15 protein-coding genes and 1 pseudogene are annotated in these 19,333 nt (G+C 44.1%); 10 read left to right on the forward strand and 6 right to left on the reverse strand.

The features are described from left to right. Positions 1 to 1,309 (reverse strand): hypothetical protein (locus M0L20_RS22215; RefSeq protein ID WP_248479104.1); only part of this gene is annotated, 1,309 nt, incomplete at its 3' end. Between the two features lie 2,859 nt (positions 1,310 to 4,168). On the opposite strand from M0L20_RS22215, the gene M0L20_RS30350 reads away from it, so the two are divergent. Then, positions 4,169 to 4,591, forward strand: coding sequence for a phage integrase SAM-like domain-containing protein (locus tag M0L20_RS30350; protein WP_354004258.1), 423 nt, complete (start codon positions 4,169 to 4,171; stop codon positions 4,589 to 4,591). A 222-nt stretch (positions 4,592 to 4,813) separates the two neighbouring features. Here the strand turns inward: M0L20_RS30350 and M0L20_RS22220 are convergent, their stop codons facing one another. From M0L20_RS22220 to M0L20_RS22235, 4 genes are all read right to left on the reverse strand, one after another. Continuing rightward, positions 4,814 to 5,128: a hypothetical protein gene (locus M0L20_RS22220; protein WP_248479105.1), complete on the reverse strand. Its 315-nt coding sequence runs from the start codon at positions 5,126 to 5,128 to the stop codon at positions 4,814 to 4,816. A 76-nt stretch (positions 5,129 to 5,204) separates the two neighbouring features. Then, complete coding sequence (locus M0L20_RS22225; RefSeq protein WP_248479106.1) at positions 5,205 to 5,969, reverse strand: class I SAM-dependent methyltransferase; 765 nt, start codon at positions 5,967 to 5,969, stop codon at positions 5,205 to 5,207. Further along, positions 5,957 to 6,697: a DUF2071 domain-containing protein gene (locus tag M0L20_RS22230; protein WP_248479107.1), complete on the reverse strand. Its 741-nt coding sequence runs from the start codon at positions 6,695 to 6,697 to the stop codon at positions 5,957 to 5,959. The genes M0L20_RS22225 and M0L20_RS22230 overlap by 13 nt, the downstream gene beginning before the upstream one ends. Positions 6,698 to 6,699: 2 nt before the next feature. Then, positions 6,700 to 7,095 (reverse strand): DoxX-like family protein, encoded by a 396-nt coding sequence (locus M0L20_RS22235; RefSeq protein ID WP_248479108.1) that lies wholly within the window; start codon positions 7,093 to 7,095, stop codon positions 6,700 to 6,702. 968 nt (positions 7,096 to 8,063) lie between these two features. Between M0L20_RS22235 and M0L20_RS22240 the strand changes: the two genes are divergently transcribed. From M0L20_RS22240 to M0L20_RS22275, 9 genes and pseudogenes are all read left to right on the forward strand, one after another. Beyond that, positions 8,064 to 9,335, forward strand: a complete 1,272-nt coding sequence (locus tag M0L20_RS22240; protein ID WP_248479109.1) for a T9SS type A sorting domain-containing protein — start codon at positions 8,064 to 8,066, stop codon at positions 9,333 to 9,335. Positions 9,336 to 9,473: 138 nt separating this feature from the next. Further along, on the forward strand, positions 9,474 to 11,141 hold the full coding sequence (locus M0L20_RS22245) for a right-handed parallel beta-helix repeat-containing protein (RefSeq protein WP_248479111.1): 1,668 nt from the start codon (positions 9,474 to 9,476) through the stop codon (positions 11,139 to 11,141). 57 nt (positions 11,142 to 11,198) lie between these two features. Then, positions 11,199 to 11,552 carry a hypothetical protein gene (locus M0L20_RS22250; protein ID WP_248479112.1) on the forward strand — a complete coding sequence of 118 codons (354 nt, stop codon included), beginning with the start codon at positions 11,199 to 11,201 and terminating at the stop codon, positions 11,550 to 11,552. A gap of 240 nt (positions 11,553 to 11,792) precedes the next feature. Beyond that, positions 11,793 to 14,156: a glycoside hydrolase family 55 protein gene (locus tag M0L20_RS22255; RefSeq protein ID WP_248479113.1), complete on the forward strand. Its 2,364-nt coding sequence runs from the start codon at positions 11,793 to 11,795 to the stop codon at positions 14,154 to 14,156. A gap of 507 nt (positions 14,157 to 14,663) precedes the next feature. Continuing rightward, positions 14,664 to 15,094 (forward strand): annotated as a pseudogene (locus M0L20_RS22260) (transposase); the annotation flags it as partial. Positions 15,095 to 15,142: 48 nt separating this feature from the next. Then, positions 15,143 to 15,259, forward strand: coding sequence for an SHOCT domain-containing protein (locus M0L20_RS30355; RefSeq protein ID WP_354004259.1), 117 nt, complete (start codon positions 15,143 to 15,145; stop codon positions 15,257 to 15,259). Between the two features lie 660 nt (positions 15,260 to 15,919). After that, the gene (locus M0L20_RS22265) at positions 15,920 to 16,159 is read left to right on the forward strand and encodes a hypothetical protein (RefSeq protein WP_248479114.1); all 240 of its coding nucleotides are present in this window, start codon (positions 15,920 to 15,922) and stop codon (positions 16,157 to 16,159) included. A gap of 303 nt (positions 16,160 to 16,462) precedes the next feature. Then, a complete protein-coding gene (locus M0L20_RS22270; RefSeq protein ID WP_248479115.1) occupies positions 16,463 to 17,323 on the forward strand; it encodes a DNA/RNA non-specific endonuclease in 861 nt (286 codons plus the stop codon). A 255-nt stretch (positions 17,324 to 17,578) separates the two neighbouring features. Continuing rightward, on the forward strand, positions 17,579 to 18,544 hold the full coding sequence (locus M0L20_RS22275) for a DUF5677 domain-containing protein (RefSeq protein ID WP_248479116.1): 966 nt from the start codon (positions 17,579 to 17,581) through the stop codon (positions 18,542 to 18,544). 486 nt (positions 18,545 to 19,030) lie between these two features. Here M0L20_RS22275 and M0L20_RS22280 read toward each other — a convergent pair whose 3' ends face one another. Next, positions 19,031 to 19,324, reverse strand: coding sequence for a hypothetical protein (locus M0L20_RS22280; protein WP_248479117.1), 294 nt, complete (start codon positions 19,322 to 19,324; stop codon positions 19,031 to 19,033). Between the last annotated feature and the right edge of the window lie 9 nt (positions 19,325 to 19,333).

The following is a 19,333-nucleotide window of genomic DNA, read 5'->3' on the forward strand; positions in this document are numbered from 1 at the left end:
TGCTCAGGTCAGTGACGGTGTACGTGTAGGTACCGCCCTGGGTGATATTGTTGATGAACCAGTTGTCGTTGAGAGGCCCCTGCCCGGCAGGTCCGCTCCACTGCACGTTGTAGCCCGTGTTGGCCGCCCGGTCCATACCGAACACCAGATTGCTACCCTCGCAGAGTTGGAAGGAAGGAGCCGACGAGAAATCGGCGGCCCCCACCTTAACTAGGGTGGCCAGGCTAGGCTTAGCTTTGAAGGCGACGGTGACCGAAGCCGAGCTGGCGCAGCCCGTGCTCAGGTCAGTGACGGTGTACGTGTAGGTACCGCCCTGGGTGATATTGTTGATGAACCAGTTGTCGTTGAGAGGCCCCTGCCCGGCAGGTCCGCTCCACTGCACGTTGTAGCCCGTGTTGGCCGCCCGGTCCATACCGAACACCAGATTGCTACCCTCGCAGAGTTGGAAGGAAGGAGCCGACGAGAAATCGGCGGCCCCCACCTTAACTAGGGTGGCCAGGCTAGGCTTGGCTCCACAGCTGCAAGTGTTGTACTCGACCACCTCACCCCAGCGGTTACCCTGGTTGGAACACTCATTGTCATCGTGTTGCCACCACTGGCGGTTACCCCCGTTACAACGGATCTCCTTGTTTTGCCAGTTGGGATCGCTTGACCGGCAGGCGCAGGTGTTGTACTCGACCACCTCACCCCAGCGGTTGCCCTGGTTGGAACACTCATTGTCATCGTGTTGCCACCACTGGCGGTTACCCCCGTTACAACGGATCTCCTTGTTCTGCCAGTTGGGGTCGCTTGACCGGCAGGCGCAGGTGTTGTACTCGACCACCTCACCCCAGCGGTTACCCTGGTTGGAACACTCATTGTCATCGTGTTGCCACCACTGGCGGTTACCCCCGTTACAACGGATCTCCTTGTTTTGCCAGTTGGGATCGCTTGACCGGCAGGCGCAGGTGTTGTACTCGACCACCTCACCCCAGCGGTTGCCCTGGTTGGAACACTCATTGTCATCGTGTTGCCACCACTGGCGGTTACCCCCGTTACAACGGATCTCCTTGTTCTGCCAGTTGGGGTCGCTTGACCGGCAGGCGCAGGTGTTGTACTCGACCACCTCACCCCAGCGGTTACCCTGGTTGGAACACTCATTGTCATCGTGTTGCCACCACTGGCGGTTACCCCCGTTACAACGGATCTCCTTGTTCTGCCAGTTGGGTGTTTGATTACATGGGCACCAATTAGCACTGAATAATCGCCATTGTGTTTGACCAGAGGTGGGGGAACAGGAAGGAGCATTATCTCTAAACAGAATTTCCATGCCAGTTCCTGCACATCGCCATTCACCTGTATCAACCCATTGGGGGTCACACGATGAGTTACATTGTTTTAGTATAACGCTATATGCGTTGGATAATGGACTTTCTATATTGTTACAGGTACATGTTGCGTAATAATTGTAAGTTATCGGGGTTCCTTGGTAATACTGTTCTGATATATATAATTCAGAATGAGCATTATCGATTTTTGTCGGATTACCATTGTTGGTTCCTCTGTACCAATTGATTGTACCCGAGCAATACATAGCTTGTATAGTTGCTCTGGCAGGGTTATTACTACTATTATAATTCTCACCGCATACTTCAACGCTTTTTTTACTGGGATTACCTTGCCAACCAATTTCTGGTGGATAACAGCCTGAATCGTTAGTTTCGGGGCGGTCTATAGGATATATTATTGTGTCGCTTTTTTCTTCCTGCAAGCGGGCTTTAGGAGATGCCAACGTACCTGTGTTGAAAGCACTCGTGCTTGATTGAGGTAAACATAAGGTTGCCTTCTCGACATATAGATTTTGATCCAAAGAACCGCTTTGGCCACGAAGTATCCTGAAGCAATCTGTAGTAGCTACGGTGAACCTGCCACGCCACGTGTATGTAACTTTACTAAATTGATTACTTAGAGATCCATTTACAAGGTCATAGTAATTTCCTCCTGTCTGTTCAACACCCTCTGGCAGCAGCAGTTTAAGACGAAATGACCGCTGTTCCTCGAAGAAAAACATTTGACTGGGCGAGATCGGCATCAACTCAGCAGTGATGACAATCTCAAAATCTTCTCCTATTGCTACGGTGGGCTTAGTAGCCTGCATAGCGAACCGAATAGGGTCTGACACCAGTACTTTTTTAAATGGCAATGGCTTCACAGGTAACAAAGGCGTTGTTACCGAGAAACTGCCTGGTCCTTCGGTTAAGAACCTCTTATCGCCACCCTGTGATGAGGATAGGGTATCCTTTAGTGCAATCTTTGCTTTTTGAGAAAGTAGCCTAGTATTAGGCCGTTGTACAGGAGGCCGAATAGGTAATTTAACCGTTACAGGCGGAGTAACTTTATCCGAAAAGTAATTTTTAGAATTGTAAAAAAGAGAAACGAATGCAGCAACAACTAATAGTAAATATTGTTTCATAAAAAGTAGTAAAGACGGTGGATAGAACCAGAAAGTTATTTACCTGGTATTCTAATAGTGCCAAAGGTAACAAAATGTTACTTTACAAGCCTTATGCCACGATCTACCTAAAAAGCATATGCTACAAATAAATTAAGTATATATACTTAGAATATAACTCTTACACATGTAGTATAAACTCTTGACTACCAACGTGTAACTTAACCAAAACAGTAGTATACTTTATTATATACACCGTTTAATATATTTATATATTTTCCGAATATTACTAGTTACATACAAATTAGTAATCAACTATCATAAATGTAAAAAACCGGTTTGATAAACATGCCAATAATCATGCCTTTTGTATATACCTAACTCGGCCCAGCAACCATAAACCGTAAGTTGTGAACTTATAACTTATTAAAGTATGTATGAAATAGCATAAAAAGGTGTGTATAGAACAAAGGCCGCCGTTATGCTCAGTCCGTTCAGTCTTGACCAAGCAGCTAAGTGGTCTGCGGTCGATTGATTAACGATATTATATAATTCAGAGCATAAGCTGTACTATAGACAGCCTCCAACGATACTAATTTGCTCAGAGAAGAATCAAATCAGTATGTTCCCAACAGAATGATACCGGAGCCAATTGACTATTTGCAAAGGTGTGTCTACTCAAGCAAGAATCGAAAACGGCCAGCTTAAAAGCACTTTATTCTCTACCTTGATCTTAGTAGCTAAATAAGGCCTATAGATTGGCCTTAAAAGCGTTAGATCTAATCTATTACCAATCAACTAGTTAATAAGACAATTTAATTCGTAAACTAGTGGTATACGACTTGATAGTCCTATCGGTTTTAGCCGCTAGGACCGTTATAAAAACTAACGACGGAAACCTGACCAAGTAAGTTATAGCACACCATAACTGATGAAGTAATCGGTCAAGATCATCCGGTCACAAATTTTACAATATGCTAGAAATAGAAGCAATGAAACAGGAGGCAAAAAATGTCAGACAATAGAAAAGCCACTGATGTATCAGTGGCCGGGAGCCGGACTCTCCCCTACCTAATTATAGTTTTGACACAACTTTGTTAAACCCCGCCTAAAAAGTCTCATTTTAATAAGACAAAGCCATTTTCGTTTCTACCACTGTTAATTATAATTAAGCTCAATTAAAATCAGTCAAGCCTTTCCGTACACAGACTTGTATTTGATCCATAGAACTAAGTAAAGTCCATCTATGGCTCGTTCACCCGACTCCTCCGTTACCTATTAACTTCGCGACCCAAAGTTTAAAAAGCCAACTCCTGTTAATTGTGTTATCCGTTTTGCCAATCAGCGTGTCAATGTTGGAACAGGATTCAAAGTACTACCCTCCCCCTGGAATACTGCAAAGCGACGCGTTAGAAATGTAGTTGACGCTTTAAATAAAGACGAGCTTAACAGCTTTGACTCCTTAGAAGTATTTGTTGATAATACCATTACTGACCTTAAAGTCTAACGGCAACTAACCAAAGAAGCGGTTCGCCAACAAGTTGATGCCTACCTAAAGCCAGTACGGGAGAAAGCAGAAATTGATGTACCCGAAGAGCCCGAATTATTTAGCTTTATTGCTGACTTCATAAAACGCGCTTCCAAGCGTATCGATCCTGATCCAGGCAAACCTGTTGAATATCGTACTATCCAGCGGTACCAAACAGCACCAAATAGGCCACGAGCTTTTGCCAAGACATACCATGTAAAGCCGACTTTGATACAGTTGACCTCGACTTTTATGAAGCCTTTACTTCATGGCTAACCTTTACCAAGGGCTACACAAAGAACAATGTTGGTAAATACATTCAGATGCTAAAGTCCTTTCTCAATGAAGCCCCAGAAAAAGGAGTAAAGATAAAGCAGGCCTATCGTAGCCGCTCATTTAAGGTCGTCAGTGAGGTTGCTGACGCGGTCTACTCAAGCGAAGACGAGCTAATACAACTAGTAGCTTTAGACTTAAACCAGAATGAGCGGCTCGAACGTGTCAGAGACTTATTCATCGTAGGCTGTTACACTGGACTACGATTCTCTGATTTAACTAACTTACGGCCAGAACACATAAAAGGCGGGCTAATTCGAATAGAACAACAAAAGACATCCGATAATCCGATAAAGTAGTGATCCCTTCTCATAAGGTTGTACTGACTAACTTTCAAAGTGTAGTAGAAAAGCTTAGTCTATAGTGTGCTCACTTTTTCGTTAACTCTCTAGCGCCGTTCTGGCAATAATATACAATGTGAGCCCTCTCCCTTGGGCAACCAGCTACTCAGAGTGTTCTTCAGGTAACTGCTATGCTTACCGGTTAGGAACGAACTATTTAGAAAATGCTTCTGGGTTGAGCTATATACCTGGTCCAATCCAGAAAACAATAGAGAAAACACCGCTAAAATAAATCCATAAGAATGAAAATGGGATATGCACTCCTGTTTCTAGTGGTTTACCATGCCATAATTTTGATGAGTATACAAAGAATTGAAATAGTAATCGCAAGCCCCAGAAAATAAATAGCCCTAATGATAAGCGATTGCCCAGTTGAGTTTCCAGCAACGCTTCAGATGATGTCACACACAAAATACCGATTAGAAATACAACGATGGCAACAAAGAAGGTATAAACATACATCAACTGCCGGTTGAACAGGCTAATTGATTTCAAACCCTGCTTCCAATTAAAATAGGAGGGAAAAATAATGTGCAACAAAGTCAAAGCGATACATAAGGAACCGACTATTTTAACATGAACTATCATCTTTTTCTAAGACATAAACAGTAATGAAGTGAGTGATTCGAAACTGGTTGCCTACCCTAAGTGCTGCCTGATTAAATGTTGTCATCCAAGCTGATTCTGGCAAGAAGTGAAAAAAGCCAATGTTATACGCCAGGAAATTAAGACTATTCCGCAAATGTTCCACTACAACAATGTGCCCTGACGATTTTAGTACCCGCTTCAGTTCGCAAAAAAAGCGTGTTCGCTCGGCATGATTTCGAATTTCGTGAGCTGACAACACTATAAAGATAGAATCGGCCACTTCATTGGGTAATGGAATAGACGAGGTCTGGATAGATTGTGTATTCGGATATGCTGGATATGCTTTGCGAGCTCGTTGAATAGAGATCTCAGTGTGTAAATGTGGATCATAGAAATCAAATACTTGTAAATGAGCCATGGGATAATACTTCTGAATCAAAGCGCTTGTCTCATCAAAGCCAGCATGAAACGTCAAGATGCTTGACGGAAGGCAACGGGAAACAGAGGTTAACCAGGTAAATGCATATAAGTCGGATCGATCATAAACGTAATAGGAGACGATCCAGGAGAGCAAGGTACTTAGGACAATACCTACCGCTAGTCCAGTTAGAAGCAGACTTAAAAGGCCAGAAGATAGTTGACTTATACCTAATAACATCCCTACCGCTCCAATGGCCCAGGCATATAGATGCCAGTTAAAGCGAATGATGTTTCCTATGCCCTGAAAAGGTTTTCTTATCTGTTCCATTGTTGAACCTGCCCTGGTTTCCAGCAGTAGGGAAGCTGACTGACTAGAAAAGCACTTGCCAACTGGCCGTCATGATGGCTAAGGGACTTGATAAAAGGGATCTGTGCCTGTTCCACCTCAACCGGAGTCGGTTGCCACTGCTCACGGAGTCCTTCAATAATCAGAACTTGTCTGCGTGACGGATCATACGAAAAGGTAAATGGCAAGGGCCCCGCATATCTGCGAGCTTCCTTCCAGGAGGTAAAAGGGGATTGTAGAGGTAGTGAGTTGTCTATGAATTGGGTGTTGATAGCAATGTCAACCTGAGATTTCTGCGAACGAATGATCAAACTTGCGCCCGTCCATTCTTGGCGAATATCTGTAGTTATAAACCGATATCGGGTAAATAATGAGCCCAGAAAGGCCATCTTTTTACTATCTGTTTCTGATTTTAAGATATACAAGCCTCGTAAGCGCTTACCCGTTGGCGTGATGTAACGAACAAAGATCCGATAACCAATCAGAAAAAAATCGTTACCTAAAAACGCGGGAAAACCTTTAGGTCGTAAGGCTTTTGTTTGTACCAAGGCAACAGCTACAAATGCCCAACGATCCAGATAGGTATCTAGCGTCAAACATTCTGGGATCAATGATTGAAGGTCCTTCTTTTGAAATGCATAGGTGAGTACAAGTGAATAGTCGAAAAAGGCTTCAACCCCGAATGGATGATTTTTAAGGAGAGAAATCATATTTAAAGCGGATGGAGAGGTTTAGAAGTAGACGCGTATTCGTTGCCGTAAACAATTGCAATAAACAGCAAAGCATTTACGGCGTTAAATTTGCCAAATAGTAGCAAATCCGGCGCTAACACCCATTCAATAGCATTCATCAGAACCACCAGTACTATCTGAGTCCAAGCGCACAGCCGAGTGTATTTACAACTGACAATCCAAATTGCCAACACAAGTTCAGAAAAGCCGATTAACCGTGTAAGTTGAGGAGCAAAGTCCTCCCCCAAGATACGGGCGACAATTCGTTCATGCCTAGGCACAAGGTTAAGTATTTTGCAGACGAGTCCGTTGATTAGCCACACACCAGCAATAGCATACCTAAGAACTTTGTGTAATCGAAAGAATCGGTTATCCATAGCGCTATAATTAATCCTAATAAGCTATAATACTTATCAGTACATTATAAGATTTCACAGATATGATTATTTAACTTAGGGATGACTTATCATTATCGTAATGAAATTAAACTTTTCACCAGACTTCTTAACTTTTTTTGAAAAATTCACGAAGCTCGTAACGCTCGCAAATTAGTTATTCTAGCCGGTACTGGCGTTTCAGCCGAATCCGGCATTCCAGCTAGGCCAGAGTTAATTACTGAAATGCTGACATACCGCAACTGGAGAATGGTTACTTTAAAATTGCCCAGATGTATTACAATCAAAGCAATCCAAAGAGAACTATGATACTATTAGCCACATCTTAAAGTAAGGCGGTCCCTGATCGTAATCATCACACGCTATTCGACTTAACTCATAAACACGTTATCACCACTATTTCTGAATAAGTTAAGCTCGCACAGTCGTTTGTTTAAGAGCTAGATCTCACTGGTGATCGCTGTCACTTAAAAGGTCTACGCTTTGGCCTAGGTGGAATATCTGTATACACAGGTAGTGTCTGCTCGTAAAATATATACCTTGATAGGTTCAAAGCAACAATTATCCCATTGAACCAGAAGATACATTGATAAGTAATAACTAGTTGATAATTAAGACTATACGAGTTTTTCAAAACATCATGAAAACGATAGGCTAACCATTAGATATGCGCTGGCTATAACGCGACTGAAAAACAGTCAATGGTAGAAAGAAATACAAAGGGTAGAGTAGAAGAGCGGTCTGCAAAAAGCACGTAAGCTAATACTGTATTAATAAAGGTTATTTTGTTAACTATTTGGCACAATATATTTACTAGACGGTATGCTAACTAATAAAGCCTTATAGATACATTTGATTTAAGTCTTAATAGTAAAACAGATATTTATATTAACTATTCTAGTGTCAGTTTCCTTGAGACTTATGTATTAATCCCCGCCCCTTTACCACCTATGAACAACCTTTTCCTGTCCACCTGCCTGATCAGTCTTGCACTAACCGCTTTTTCCGTATCGGCTCAGAACGCCATCAACAACGCCAGTCTCCTTCCCGCTACATCCGACAACTCCGGTAGCACTCGACAAACAGGCACCGAAGTACTACACTCTTCGCCCGGTGAAGGGGTTCAGTTTGAAACCAGGGGTACGTTTGAGCACCTTGGCCAATTTTACGTAGCCCAAGACGGACTCTGGAATCAGCCTGCGGCTGAAGGCAAAGCAACCAACAGTACCGACTACTTTGGCTATGCGCCCCCTGGCATCGGCTCAGGCTTGGCTTATCAGGGGCGGGGCATCCTAGGCGCTTCAGCAAGCCATGGGGGAAGCGGGGCCGGGCGACCTAACTTTGAAGCAATTCAACTCAACAGCACCGGTATCTTTCCCTTGGCAGGGGGCATGTACGTTGCCACTTTGTTAGCCTTTAATGGCAATGGCCCTGGCCTGAGCAGTGTCATCACCACGCCTAACTGCTCAAGTCCCCAATCAGCCCTTAACGCTGTCATCTTTGCCCCGACGGCTTCGGTCTCCGGAGCCAACGAGGCTAACTACATCGATGGCTATGCCAGCGTCGAAGGCGTAACCATCCCCTTCACGTTGCCCCTGGGTGATGCTGCGGGCGACAAAAGCGCGTATCATCCCTTAACCATTAACTCCGCACCCGCAGGGGCAATAACGGCGCGCTATGTGCATCAAACTCCGTATCAGCAGGCCGCGCGGGTCCAGGGTATTGACTGGATTTCGCCTATTGGCAGCTGGCGTATCAGCGCCCCTTCAGCAACGAGTGTGACGGTCTACACCCCTGCCCTGGAGCAGCCAGTTATTGCCGGAGCCAATCTGCACCTGCTGGGCTGGACGGGCAGTCAATGGATTGACCTAAGCGAAACCTCCGCCACCGCAAGTGCTTGGGGGAGCGGCTGGGCAGTAACGGGCAGCTTGGTGGAGGGTATAACCGACTTGGCCGTTGGCTTGGTTGGGCAAACCGAGTTGGTGGAAGCCCCTGAGCTAAGGCTGTGGCCCAACCCCACAAAAGGAGTGTTGAATGTGGAGCTGACTAGCCAGGAGCCCCTGAGTGCTATTCAGGTGCTCGACTTGAAAGGCCGTCGCTTGTTTGGGCCCAGTGTTCCTAGTTCCGTGGTTAACACCTCGCCTTTGCCAGTGGGCAACTATGTGCTGGAGGTGCAGACCAGCCAGGGCCGCAGCCTACGTCGTCGTTTTGTTAAGCAGTAAGCCTATAAATGTAATCGTTCGTCCGCATCGTGGGGTAGACTAGCCGCTCTTGGCTAGCCTAAGCTTTGGGCTAGTTGGTATAAGCTGCCGATCAGTCTTTTCACGGCCATTCCTTTTTCAACTTTTCTTCACTCTCTTATGCAAACCAGTGGTTTAGTTTGGCAGCGTCTTGTCGTTGTCCTGTTTTTGTTGACGAGTCCAGTAGCAATTCTCAAGGCCCAGATCCGAGCGGGTCTACCTACGGCTCCCCCCGATGGCTCAGCGGCTTTGGATGTCAGCGGGGGCCCCTACCCGAGTGGTAGCGAGTACCGGGGCATTGCTCCCCCCAAAGTAGCCTTAAGCAAGACATCGGCATCAACGCCGGTTACCAAGCCAGCCACGGGTTTGCTGATTTACAATACGGCAACGGTAAATGACGTAACGCCGGGTTACTACTACTGGGAGGGCACGCGCTGGCTGCGCTTCGAAACGGCTACTAAAGCCGCTGCCCGAGTAGCGGCTGCTGGAGGGGGGCAGTATGTTAAAACTTTCGTGCTTGCTGACCTATCAACATCTGCTTTTACTACTCCATATCCAGACAGCTTCATTCTAGTGGAACCAGGACGAGAAGGGCTGTTCGTCTATGATCCTACTGATACAAGTACTCCCAATGATGATGGATTGACTTTGGTAACAGGCGTTAGACGTTACAAGCGAACCTTTGACGGCTTAGTTAATGTAAAATGGTTTGGAGCAAAAGGAGATGGAACGACTGACGACACTCAAGCATTTCAGAAGGCGATAAATTCAAATCGAAAGGTTTATGTTCCTAGAAGTACTAATTCATATCTAATTTATAGTCCTTTGGTGAAAAATAACAGTGGTTCGCTCATCCTAGAAGGGGAGACAGTTGATGTCACTTTGCAGATGATGACAGACCAAGACCTTATTAGCTTTACATCCAATGGAGCCGGTGGCGGCTTCATTCAGATTTCGAATCTAAGTCTATTTGCGGGGGGCAACTTCAATTCCGCTGCGGCTATAAACATAAAAGCTGGTTTATACCAGAAAGTAGCTTACTTATCAAATATTCGTATTTCAAGACCTGATACAAACAAAGAGTTTAAGTATGGAATTCGAATAGAAAATCCGAACGAAGCCATTTTAAAGGATATTATCGTTGCTGGCAACAATACGAGCAAGCTAATTGGAGTATCGTTAACCGCAACTCAGGCCGCAGTTAGCCCTACGCTAACTAATGTCAAAGTGTATGATGCAAAGACTGGTGTATCAATTAGCTCGACAACAAGACCTGCTATTGAAGGCGTCAAGCTCTATGGCTGTGATTTCGTCGGAGTCGAAGTCGGTTTCGACGCGAAAAGTACCTTTGATCCCAACTTATATTTACCACCTGGTCTGCAGCTAAATAACTGCCACGTCAATGCATCAATAGGCGGTATTAATATAGCCAATTATGTCCAAGTTGACATTACAAATGCAATTATCTACTGTAATGGAGGGGGTTCTTATAATTATGGAATGAATTTAGAGGGCGTTTCTGAATCCAGTATTTCTTTTTCAAAAGTATTCCGCATCGGCAGTGGGAATGTATACGGGGTATTGGCAAATAATGGATTAAACTCCAATTTGAAAGTTGCCTTTAATCATTTCCGATTAAGGCCCGATGGGAATGAGCAAGGTGTTTGGTTCGGCACAGGTACATCGTATAGTCATGCCTTATACAATACCGTTATAGGCTTATCAGCTGGCTCGGACGTTTATAATCAGAACAATACAAACACCTTAGTAGGTAACACTAAGCAATAAAATACATATATTCGTTACTTACAGAACTATTAAGGACCTTTACGGATAATTGGCTGATTGCAGCGCCAGCAGGAATTTCGGTTTCGGTTACGCTACCGTCCCAGCCTACCAGCCGAAGCGTTAACGCTTCGGCTGGTAGGCTGGGACGGTAGCCGGTGGATTGATTTAAGCGGCAAACCTAGCATAAGCGGTGGCGCCACCTCAACTTGTTCGCTAATCGGGACAATCATTTCCTCTATCACTGAGCTGGCTATTGGTTCAACCAGCCGCTCGGTGTTTGCAAATAGTGAGGAGGGTTTCCTTAGTCTAACTGTGTGGCCGAACCCTACCCAAGACCGGTTGAATGTAGCAGTTCCGACGGGGCAAACCATCAGCAAAATTCAGGTGCTTGATTTGCAAGTCGCTCTCTAATTAGGTCAACCAAAGAAATTACCAGCCTTGATGCGTCAACGTTGCCCGCCGGCACTTACCTGTTGGAAGTCTTAACGACTCAAGGGCAAACGCTACGTCTCATTTTATCAAACAACCTTAAGTGTTTCAAAATTCATCCCTCATCAATCCCTTTGTCTTACGAAATCTTATTTCTCCCGGCTGCAACAAGCCGGAAGTATAGTATTGCTCTGTCTGAGCGTAACTATTGCACAGGCTCAGATGCGTGTTGGTCAGCCTTCGGGATCGCCTGATCCATCAGCGGCTCTAGATGTAAGCGGTGGGCCTTATTCGGGCGGTAGCCAGTACCGGGGTATCGCTCCGCCCAAAGTGGCCTTAATCCAATCGTCCTCAGCTGCTCCTGTCACCAAGCCAGTGACGGGTCTTTTAGTCTATAATACCGCGACGAGTGGGGATGTGACGCCAGGCTACTACTACTGGGATGATAGTCAATGGGCCCGTTTTAACACAACAACGAAGCTGGGCCGTGCTCGAGTGCAGGCAGTTAATGGACAAAGTATTCCCGCTTATTCAATTTCTCAGGTGTCCAGTCTAAACACTGACATCATTTATATTGCTGATCCAGACAAAGAGGGTATGTTTCGATACGCTAGTGGTTCAACCGCCACAGCTGATGAGGCACTAGTGTTGAATGCCTCGAATGGTAAATATCTGCGCATACTGCCAGACAATCGGATCACGCCACAAATGTTTGGTGCTATCGCAGATGATGCAAACGACGATGGGACGGCTTTACAAAAGTGGATTGATGTAAGTGGCCCTTATGAACATTATTTACCGGCTGGTACCTATCGATCAAGGGTTGCCCTTATCAGAAGAAACAAAAGAGGATTTACTCTAACCGGGGCGGGTATGGGTAAATCATTCATTCAATTTACAGAAGATACAGATGGTATTCGGGTGGAGAATATTCTCAACCAAGATAGCAATGGACAGATTACTAACAATGCTGCTAATAAGGCGTATGGGCAGATAACCTTAAGTGGTTTTGAAATCACCTCTACGAACCAAAAAACAGGCAAAGAGGCCTTGTATATAAATTCTGAAACGGAACAAAGGCCAGGCCCCACTGTCTCTGACGTAATGATACGATCAACAATCAATTCTAACTTCCAATGGTCAAAAGGATTGCGATATCATAACTGTAGTAGCACGAATACAACGAATATTAATGTTTATGGTCTTGACTATCAAGTAACCACAGCCCTGAGCTTTACAAATGATACTGGCAGACCATCAGTTGAACACAATGTACTTCAGTTTAACTTCCAGTCTGTTAACAAGGGCGTGGATATTACTGTAGCCCCAACAACAACAAATCCAAATATTGAAAATGCTGGCATTGAGGGTATACAATTTACCGACGGAACCATTATTGCTTTTCAGGGCATAGTGGGAACAACTCCTCTCGCCAGCCCTGGCCTGGGCTTTAAAAACGTCCACATAAATATACCAGGCGTTAAACAAGGTGATGTAACGTTAAAATTTGGTGAAGCTATCCACTTAGAGGGTTTTCATCAGCTCAACTTTAGCGGATGCTTTTTTTATGTCGAAGGAGGAACAGAGCCAACACCTTTGTCACGTGCCCTTTATTTCAAAGACGTAGTTACTCTGACCGGCAATCTGTTCCTTTTTGGAAAAAACAATATATCAAACTTGATCGAATTTGGTACTAAAGGAAACGTAGGTGGACTAGTTGATTTAGACCTGAGTTTTAATATAAATAATAGCAACACAAATATCATTTATATGCCAGCCGGTTATAGCGGCACAAAGTTCGGTCTAAATGGCTTATATAACGGACCAGGGTCACGGACTGGAACTAACTTTGTCGGACCAGGCGCGTCTACATGTCAGGAAAAACCTTCCTTTCTAAACGTAGGTAACATTGCCGACAAATCCCTGGTGCAGTATCAAGCCAATATCGGAGCCTGGAAACCAGTTAGCAGCATCGCTGCAACGGCCAAGAAAACTTCATTTGTAGATGCCTCCACAACAATTGATCCCAGTTCAACTGATAATATACTCGTTTATAATCCTACCAGCAATACGATTACTATTGAGATTGATGAAGCCAAAGCCATCGAAGGGGCGGTGTTAAACTTTTCTCGTTTCGATGAGTCTTCAGGCCCCGTTGTCATTCAACATTCTAATGCGTTGGATAACGACTATAATAATATTCAAGGTGAAGACGGCGTTCGGCGTAAGACTTATCAGTTAGGGATTGGGGTAAATGGTCGTGCTTCGTGGACTTACTCAGGTGGGCAACTTTTTATGGTATCAGGTACTAAGGGAATCGGTGGCGGTGGCTCCAACAATTTAGCTGACCTAACCAATCCCACTGTAGCGCGAGCAAACCTAGAATTAGGCAGTGCGGCAACCAAAGCATCGACCGATTTCATACCAGCTTCGTCAGGAAAGTTAGTACCCAATTCAAATCTCACTCAATCAATCTCAACGGCAAGTTGGAATACTACTTCATACTACAAAGTTATTGAGCCAGGGAGCCTTGCTGATGGTACAATATACCTATTTAAAGTAGTCTACGATAATTCGGGACTATAAAGAGTAGTTCAGTCATTTATAGTGCCAATCAGCAGTACTTATCCTATGGCTGGTACTGATGGGCCTAACTTAATAGGCAACGCAGCTATATATAACGTTAACTCGGAACGCTATATAAAACTTCGATACCTTAGGGGTTCAGGTACATTGGGCCTTGAGGCAACTATTAGCAAATCTGATATGGCTTCAAACGGAACAGTGACCATAAGCGTTACACCGCTCTTTTAGGTCGTATTATAGATACAGAAGTTCTTATAGGCCGTCTTTAGACAAGACGTAGATATTATAGTACCTCGACACGCCCAACATCAACCAATAGGACTTGATGTGGGGCGTAGGGTTCCACTATAAGAAAGGTTTTTGCCTTTTCCTATTCGTCTATAAATAGTAGCTTATCTATCCTAAAAGGTTTGGCAAATATGTGACCTCCTACCAGTAAACTGGACCAGCCTAAAATAGAGAGTTCAGGCGCGATTTTTCGGTACTTTAATAACCAAATAATCGCTTATGAAGAAGACAAAATTCACCGAAGCGCAGATCGTCTTCGCGCTCCGCCAGGCCGACACAGGGACCGTTGTAGCCGAGGTTTGCCGTAAGATGGGCATCAGTGAAGCCACGGCACGGGCCGCCCCGCTTCTACAATTGGAACCGGGACGCCGGAGCGTAAGAAATATGGTGGTTTAGGCGTACCCGAGCTTCGACGGCTCCGCCAGTTGGAACCGGGCCGCCGGAGCGGAAGAGAACCAGCAGCTAAAGCAGTTAGTGGCCGATTTAAGTTTAGATAAACAGATGCTTCAGGATGTCATCAAAAAAAGCTTTAACGGGGCCGCCCGAGCGGGCCAGCTCAACGCCGGGGGCTGGCCCAGAGCCTGATGACGGATTATCAGATATCGAATCGTAGGGCTTGCGCCGTGGTGATGCTAGGCCGCTCTACTTGGTTCAACCTCAAATATAATCAAGGGGCATTGCAGTTTATGCAAGGGGCTATGCATACACATGGCTTATCGCCAGCAGAGCAGTTGGAGAGGTTAGCCGCTTTGCGAGAAAAGGGAATGCTGACCCAGGATGAATATGAGCAGCAGAAGCGTCAAGTGCTAGGATAGGTATGGCTTCTAGATACACTTACAAATTGCTGCTTAATGTCCCACTGCTGTTGCTACTAACAGTCTCCTTAAGACAATCTCCTAGTGCTCGAACTGGACATCATAAACATACCGACAAACGGCCAGCTGTTGCTACTGTGTTAATTTGTGGCAGCCGAAGCGCTTATGCCTATCACAGCTTTAAATGTCATGGCCTCAATCGATGCCGGTCAGGCGTGAGTCGGGTAAGCGTAAGTGAAGCGCGCGGTATGGGGTATGTGCCGTGTAAGATTTGCTATTGAGTTAATATTAGTTGCAACAGGCTTTTACTCGTATAGAAGAAATAAAAATTCTATTTTTAGAAGGAAAGAATATCTAAAAGCCAGATCAAGAACACTGGCAATTATTTGACAATGTCTGAGTCTGAAATTATCGATAAGTTATTGGTTTTTTATGCTTTACGAGAAGGCGGGTACCCCGTTGACACTACTGGCGAGATGCGTGTACCACATATGAATGCACGTAATAAGATGATTGCGTATCGATTGATTGAGAAAAGATCAACCATTCCAAATCAAGATTTTTACTTCTTAAAGGAAACAGGCTTATCAGGCAGGAGGGTTTGAGAAATGGCAAAATTATAATCAAAGAAAGGCAGATGAATTGCACCAAGCGACCATTGTGACAGCAAAAGCAACTGTTGACGCTGCTAAGTCCGCTAAACTATCAAAATATGCGGCTTATGTCTCTGCTGCTGCTGCAATTATTGCCTTGCTCTATCCAACGCTTTTTAGCAATGAGCAGAAAACTCAGAGCAAGAGCACTGACTATCCTTCAAAATCAAAGAATACGAGAATTGATACAATGTCGAAGAAGTTGAAAGGTCAATTAAGATACCAACAATCGCATCAAAGGAAATAGATCAATCAGATTTAATTGAGAAATGAGCAATTCCGTACACCAACCCGTACACTACTCACAAATAAAAGCGTCTAACTACCTATGATTCAGGCAATTAGACGCTAAGTTGGTACCGGGAGCCGGTACAAAATACAAGGCCTATTAAACTGTGTATCAACAGATTACACAACCATGAGTAACAAATAAGAACCAAATGGCGCAAAGCCACTTATAAATTTATTTAGAGGTTGAATTAATTTTGTGTTGAGTCCGCAAACCCATCAATCATAGGCTCAATCTGAGCTAAACTTCCTCACCTGACCAATGACCTACGTAAAACAACTACTGTGTTTACTGCTGCTGACCTTTTGGTTCTACGAGTGTAAGCATTCGTCGGCTCCAGCTCCGCAGAACACCTCCCCCACCCGTGACGATAATATGGCGCTCGGTAATCCAGACAACGCCAAGACATTAGAATCTAGTCCAAACGCATACCTGATTACTCGGCCAATGTACAGCTTGTCCTATAATCAGTCGACAGGAATAGCTAACTGGTGTAGCTGGCACTTAAGCGCTGCCTGGAAAGGATCGGCTACCCGCTACAACGGAAACTTCATTCCCGATCAATCCTTGCCCGCTGGCTGGTACCAGGCACGGCACGCTGATTATACAAACACTGGGTTTGATCGTGGCCACCTCTGCCCCTCGGATGATCGGGATAGTACCGCCGATGAAAACCGGACTACCTTCATTCTTACCAATATCGTACCCCAGGCACCAACTCACAACCGGCAGGCCTGGCGACTGCTGGAAGAGTACGCCCGTACATTAGTTGCTCAGGGGAATGAACTGTACATTATCGCTGGAACTGCGGGTAAAGGCGGTGAAGGTGATAACGGGAAAGCAAGCAGTATCGCCGAAGGTAAACTAAGTGTACCAGCTGCACTCTGGAAGTTGATTGTCGTCTTGCCGGTAGGTTCGGACGATGTGAACCGGATAAGCGCTCAGACGCGAGTTATTGCCGTATGGATGCCTAACACAAACGCTGTTGGTGAACAGCCTTGGGGTAACTACCGGGTGAGCGTCGATGAAGTAGAACGGCAGACGGGCTATGATTTACTGTCGAACGTGCCGGAAGGTGTGCAGAGGGTTATTGAGGGCAGAATTGACGGGACTCAAATTTGAGCGATTGTTGCACAAGGCTTTTACAAGCCAAAGTATCTATTAGGATTCTGTGCCTCTATATGTGTTGTCCGAATTCAGATAGCTACCAGTTATCCCATTCTGGACAACTAACCTACTACCCTCCAATAGTGAATTGAGATCAAAATAAACTACCATTGTGTTAGAGTAAACGCAATTAGAAAGGACGTTCTTATGTAAACTATTATAGTGAGTTGGGTAGTATTGTACCGTATTGATTTGTAGATTAAATAAACTATGCCACACAAAAAAACCGAACCTGTGCCCTCTATACTGTCTCGTCAATTAGAGGGTGATGATGTAATACAAGCTATTAGCCTATATACCGAGGGGCTTGATGAGTTTGTAAACTTCGGCACACACTTTCTTGATTGGGAATTAAAGCGAAATGAGATTGAAATCACCGATGTTGTAGTAACGTCCATGTTTCGACGTATCCTCGAGATAGTAGATTCGATTTCTATTCTTCTGAAAGAAGGAGCCGCTGATCCTTGCAAAGTTTTACTTCGAAGCCTGTTTGAAATCGTGCTGAGTTTTGAATATTTATTAAAAGAGGATACAAAGAGAAGAGCTCAGTGTTACAGGTATTCAACATACAACAAGCAACTTATATTTAACAAGCGTCATAGCCCTAAACATCCTAGTTACAAGGACTATCAGCAGAGCTACAGCCGAGGTCAAGTCTTTAAAAATGTGCCTACAGTGCCAGATTTAGAAGGACGAATAGAAGAACTACAAAAATTAATTGATCGTCCAGATTATGCAGAAATTAAGGCCGAGTTTGTAAGAGTTGGAAATGGTTCATGGTTTACCCCATTCAGTGATCTGACAAATAGGAATTCGAAAGGGAAACCAACCCTGCTAAAAAAGATCCAGGATCTGGCAGAATACCTTAATAAGTTTGATTTATACGAGATCTTATACAAAGATTGGTCAAACTCAGTGCATGGCTCAGATACTATTACGGGAACCTTTTTCATGAATAAAGAACAACAACTACTGTCAATGATGGCGTTAAGGCAACCAGTTATTGCGCATGAGGTAACTAATATAACGTTCCGACTGGTTGAATTGACCATTGGGCTGATGACGAAGCGCAATCATAATCAATTCGGTGATGTTGTATGGTGGGTTAAATCCTTCCACGTCAACTACACTAAGCCAATTTTGGATAGATTACTGACTTTTGATATGCCTGAGTAACTTATGATTGCACCAATAGGTGTAAGCTAAGAAAAGGATAAATCGCAAATATTGATCAATAATTTCTATTCGGTAATATGAGGTAGCTATCGATCACTCTGGAAATTTCAAACATCATACTATTATTCGAAAGCTTTAGAGTAGTAGCTATGAGTTATCAGAACTATATAAATAGGAACGCCTAGTCTCAATAAGCCCTGGACGCTCCTATTTATATAGTCAATAACACTAAGCTACTTTCCAGCGGCATTACTAAGTATCACTTGCCTGCTTGTCTATTTTCCCTGAATTTGTTTTTTAATTAGTGGTGCTGATTTTGGGAATACAATAGTAGTTACGGCTAAGCACAAGTATTACCGGAAATAGGTACTAATTAAGTTCAAGCGAAAACTCTTTACCACAGTTAAGCTCTTCGTTGATGTTAGGAAGCGAACCATCTCGCATATAATTGAAGTAGTAACAGAATAACGAGATTACTTAAACTTCTTAATTATTATCCTTTATTTTCTTTAAATCAACACCATCATTTCCTGAATAGTACACAAAAATTTTCGTTGGAATTTCATGATTTATTTGAAAAACATCTGTAACAGTGTAAGGATGTGTTGGAAGTTTATTAAACCACTTATTTTGTCTTGAATATGCTGAGAAATCTAAAGTAATTTCATCTCCAACTTTTGGTTGTTGAGAGAAGGGCATCGTTGTCCAGCCCAGACCGCCAACATCATTACCATTTTCAGCAGCTTCTTTTGATTCGAAAAATTCTACGTGTGCTTGCATATGTATCAA

It is taken from the genome of Spirosoma liriopis (genome assembly GCF_023196085.1).
Lineage (GTDB): Bacteria > Bacteroidota > Bacteroidia > Cytophagales > Spirosomataceae > Spirosoma > Spirosoma oryzicola.

Bases quoted from the DNA above. Each gene is read 5' to 3' on its own strand.
- M0L20_RS22225 (WP_248479106.1), bottom strand. From the start codon at position 5,969: ATGGAACAGATAAGAAAACCTTTTCAGGGCATAGGAAACATCATTCGC.
- M0L20_RS22230 (WP_248479107.1), bottom strand. From the start codon at position 6,697: ATGATTTCTCTCCTTAAAAATCATCCATTCGGGGTTGAAGCCTTTTTC.
- M0L20_RS22235 (WP_248479108.1), bottom strand. From the start codon at position 7,095: ATGGATAACCGATTCTTTCGATTACACAAAGTTCTTAGGTATGCTATT.
- M0L20_RS22240 (WP_248479109.1), top strand. From the start codon at position 8,064: ATGAACAACCTTTTCCTGTCCACCTGCCTGATCAGTCTTGCACTAACC.
- M0L20_RS22245 (WP_248479111.1), top strand. From the start codon at position 9,474: ATGCAAACCAGTGGTTTAGTTTGGCAGCGTCTTGTCGTTGTCCTGTTT.
- M0L20_RS22255 (WP_248479113.1), top strand. From the start codon at position 11,793: ATGCGTGTTGGTCAGCCTTCGGGATCGCCTGATCCATCAGCGGCTCTA.
- M0L20_RS30355 (WP_354004259.1), top strand. From the start codon at position 15,143: ATGCATACACATGGCTTATCGCCAGCAGAGCAGTTGGAGAGGTTAGCC.
- M0L20_RS22270 (WP_248479115.1), top strand. From the start codon at position 16,463: ATGACCTACGTAAAACAACTACTGTGTTTACTGCTGCTGACCTTTTGG.
- M0L20_RS22275 (WP_248479116.1), top strand. From the start codon at position 17,579: ATGCCACACAAAAAAACCGAACCTGTGCCCTCTATACTGTCTCGTCAA.
- M0L20_RS22280 (WP_248479117.1), bottom strand. From the start codon at position 19,324: ATGCAAGCACACGTAGAATTTTTCGAATCAAAAGAAGCTGCTGAAAAT.